This window comes from Mesorhizobium sp. M1050, from assembly GCF_040318715.1.
Taxonomy (GTDB): domain Bacteria; phylum Pseudomonadota; class Alphaproteobacteria; order Rhizobiales; family Rhizobiaceae; genus Mesorhizobium.
The window spans coordinates 1-3,490 of sequence record NZ_JAMYMV010000150.1 but is presented as its reverse complement, the minus strand read 5'-3'; the positions used below and the strand labels follow the sequence as shown (position 1 = coordinate 3,490).

The window sequence follows — 3,490 nt, the reverse complement described above, 5'->3', positions numbered from 1 at the left end:
CCGGCCGCGGCTGCTGGGCTGCTCCTCACGCTGCTGCGCCGGCCGCCCCCCCCGACCCTCTCTGTCGCCTTCGGCGACATCTCCCCCTCAAGGGGGGAGAACAGCAGCGTCACTCTTCCACGGATCCGCCACCCTCGGCCAGATCGGCCGCGTCAGCTTGGTGTAGTTGGTCACCGCTGGATTGCTCGGATACGAACTCGGCGCCGAGACATAGATGATCTCGGCAGCGATCGGCTCGAAGCCGGCGTAGAAATGATTGGTCGACTTGATCAGCAGCATGTCCTTGGCCAGCGGATCGACACCGATATTGGAAAAGATATCCGGCTCGAAGGTCTGCGTGCGGTTGGTGTTGAGGATGATGTCGACCTCGGTGCCTTCGATGCGGACCAGGGCCGCCGGCCCAAGCGTCACCCGGCTTGGCCCGAAACTTTGCCAACCCTCCGCAACCGCCCTCAGCACCTTGACCCGTGCGTCGATCGGCTCCCCGGCCTGCGGTCCGGCCTTGCCGCCGAAACGCAGGTCGATGACCGCGCCCTCGCCGGCCGCCAGGCAAAAGGTGACGGCAATCGGATCCCAGATCGTGGCAACGCCGACATTGTTCAGCCCACGCTCCAGCATCTGGCGCAGCACGAAGGTGCCGTCGCCAGGAACGCCGCCGCCGGGATTGTCCCAGATGTCGGCGATAACCACCGGCTTGCCCGGATTTTCCGCGCACACAGCCAGCGCCCGATTGATGCCGTCGGCGGTGCTCAGCATCGTCATTGCCGTCTTCTCGCGCAGCGCATAGAGTTCGCGCCCCAGCCGTTCCGCCAGCGCGTCGCCCTTGGCCTTGTCATTGTCGGTGACAACCAGGATGCGCGTGCCCATCTCGGCCACGTCGGCAGCCATGAAGCCATGGATGACCGAGACCGACAGCACGCCGTCCTTGCCGTGCAGCGCCTTGATACGGTCGACGAAAGAGCGCATCGGCTCGCGGCTGGTCGGCAGCACCTGGATCATGCGGCAATCGAAGGTCGAGATGACAGGCTTGATCTCGCCGCGCACCGCTGCCAAGCCAAGCTCGACGACATGTTCGCCGCGCTCGTAGAAATCGGTGTGTGGAAATTCGAGGAAGTAGGCGAGGATGTCTGAGGCCGCGACGCGCTTCGGCGTCAGATGACTGTGCGGATCAAGTTCGACAGCGATCACCACCTCCGGCCCGACCATGGCCCGGACGCGTTCGAGCAGATCGCCTTCGCAATCATCATAGCCTTGCGCCACCATCGCGCCATGCAGGCCGAGGATGACGGCATCGACCGGCAGTGCTGCCTTGAGCTGGCCCAGGATCTCGTCGCGTAGCGCCTCATAGGTCTGCCGCTGCACCAGGCCGCCCGGCTCGGCCCAGGTGGCGGTGCCCTCGATGATGGTGAGGCCCTCTACGGCCGCGCGCCGGCGCAGCGCGACCATCGGCGACGAGCACAGGGTCGGCGTTTCCGGATGCTTGCCAGGCCCGGCATAGAAGGCCATCTCGAACGAGGCCCGGTCGGTCGGCACCGGCGAGAAGGTGTTGGTTTCCGTTGCCAGCGAGGCGGTGAAAATGCGCATGAAAGCTCCGTCGTGAATAGGCGCTATTTGACCGCTCCGAGCGCCAGCCCGCGGACGAGGTAACGTTGCAGCCAGATGAACAGGATGGCCACCGGCAAGGTCGCCAGCAACGTCGCCGCCATGACGTGGTGCCATTCGATCGTGTAGCGGCCGGCGACCAGCGAAAACACCTGGATCGGCAGCGTATAGCTTTCCTGGCTGCGCAGCATGGTGAGCGCGACGACGAATTCGTTCCAGGCATTGATGAAGGTGAAGATCGCGGTCACCGCGACCGCCGGCAGGCAGAGCGGCAGGAACACCTTGCGCAAGGTCAACCAGCGGCCGGCACCTTCCATCCAGGCCGCCTCCTCGAGATCGCGCGGAATGGTGTCGAAATAGCTCTGCAGCATCCAAACCGTGAAAGCGACGTTGAAGGCCATGTAGATGAAGCCGAGCGCCGTCGTACTCTCGACAAGGCCCCAGGCGGCCATCAGCCGGAACAGGCCAAGCACCAGCACGATCGGCGAGATCATCTGCGAGATCAGCAGGAACTGGCGCAAGGCGCCGTAACCGGCAAAGCGGAAGCGCGACATCGCATAGGCAGCCGGAACCGAGATCAGGATGGCGCCGACGGTGGCGATCACAGACACGTAGAGCGAATTGAGCAGCGCCTGGCCAAAGCCGGTCGCCACCCACATGTCGGAAAAATTCGACCAGCGGAATTCGCTCGGCCACCAGGTCGGCGACAGCACTTCCTGTCTTGGCTTAACCGCGGTCAGGAGCATCACGGCGAAGGGAAAGAGCGTCACCACGATCAGGGGCGTCAGCAGCAGCCAGGCGATGATCGAGCGCTTCAGCTTTCCCGTCATGAGCCGATTTGTCATGCGCGTTGCTCCCGCATTGCCAGCCGCACATAGATCATGGTGAAGACCAGCAGTATGGCGAACATCACCAGCGACACCGCCGACGCTTCGCCGAGTTTGCCGATGCGGAAGGCCAGCTTGTAGAGATGGGTGACCAGGATGTCGGTCGAGTTGGCCGGCCCGCCTTGCGTCATGACCCAGATGATCGGGAAGGAATTGAAGACGTAGATGGTGTTGAGCACGATGGCGATGTTGATGAACGGCTTCAGCAGCGGAAAGGTGATCTCGCGGAACTGCTGGAGCGGCGTCGCCCCCTCGAGAGCCGCCGCCTCGTAGAGGTCGTCCGGGATCGACGACAGCCCGCCGAGGAAGATCGTCGTCGTGAATGGCACAGTCACCAGGATACCGATCAGCACCTGCATCGGGAAAGCGGTCTCGGCGCTCGCCAGCCACTGGATGTTGTGATCGATGAGGCTGAGGCCGATCAGCGCCGAATTCAGCATGCCGCTTTCGCCGCTCAGCGCCCAGCGCCAGACCACCGCGGTCATGGTCAGCGACACCGCCCAGGGCAGCATGATGATGACGCGGGCGATGCCGCGGCCATAGAAATCGGTGTTGAGGATCATCGCCACCGGAATCGACAGCAAAAGCGCACCGCCGACGACCATCACGGTCCACTGGCCGGTGCGCCAGAGCGCGGCCATGAAATCGGGATCGGCGGTGAGCGCTGCGAAATTGGCAAAGTCGTTGAATTCGCGCAGCTGGCCGAAGCGGTTGACATCATGTGTCGAGATTTGGATCAGGTCCCAGACGGGCCAGAAAATAACGACCGCCGCCAGAAACAGGCTGGGCAAAGTCAGGAGATAGGGCAAGAAACGATTTTGCATCGGCTAGCCTGCAACCTCGGCACGCTGGAATCCGGGCCGGGAACCAAGGGGTGGGGGGGGCGCCGGGGCGGGGGGCCGGGGGGGCGGGGCGGGGGGGGCGGGGGGGGTGGGGGGGGGGGGGGGGGGGGGGGGGGGGGGGGGGGCGCCGCCCGCGGGGGGGGGGCGCCCGCCCCCCCC

The 3,490-nt window shown here is 64.7% G+C and carries 3 protein-coding genes; all 3 read right to left on the bottom strand.

Going from position 1 to position 3,490, the window contains the following annotated elements:
* Positions 1 to 87: 87 nt before the first annotated feature.
* Genes NKH57_RS33485 through NKH57_RS33475 form a run of 3 tightly spaced genes read right to left on the bottom strand, consistent with a single transcriptional unit; the run spans position 88 to position 3,313 of the window.
* On the bottom strand, positions 88 to 1,584 hold the full coding sequence (locus NKH57_RS33485) for a M81 family metallopeptidase (protein WP_352950613.1): 1,497 nt from the start codon (positions 1,582 to 1,584) through the stop codon (positions 88 to 90).
* A 23-nt stretch (positions 1,585 to 1,607) separates the two neighbouring features.
* Positions 1,608 to 2,432, bottom strand: a complete 825-nt coding sequence (locus tag NKH57_RS33480; protein ID WP_352733290.1) for a carbohydrate ABC transporter permease — start codon at positions 2,430 to 2,432, stop codon at positions 1,608 to 1,610.
* 11 nt (positions 2,433 to 2,443) lie between these two features.
* On the bottom strand, positions 2,444 to 3,313 hold the full coding sequence (locus tag NKH57_RS33475) for a carbohydrate ABC transporter permease (protein WP_352733253.1): 870 nt from the start codon (positions 3,311 to 3,313) through the stop codon (positions 2,444 to 2,446).
* Between the last annotated feature and the right edge of the window lie 177 nt (positions 3,314 to 3,490).

Coding starts and splice junctions, on each gene's coding strand:
- NKH57_RS33485 (WP_352950613.1), bottom strand. CDS start 1,584: ATGCGCATTTTCACCGCCTCGCTGGCAACGGAAACCAACACCTTCTCG.
- NKH57_RS33480 (WP_352733290.1), bottom strand. CDS start 2,432: ATGACGGGAAAGCTGAAGCGCTCGATCATCGCCTGGCTGCTGCTGACG.
- NKH57_RS33475 (WP_352733253.1), bottom strand. CDS start 3,313: ATGCAAAATCGTTTCTTGCCCTATCTCCTGACTTTGCCCAGCCTGTTT.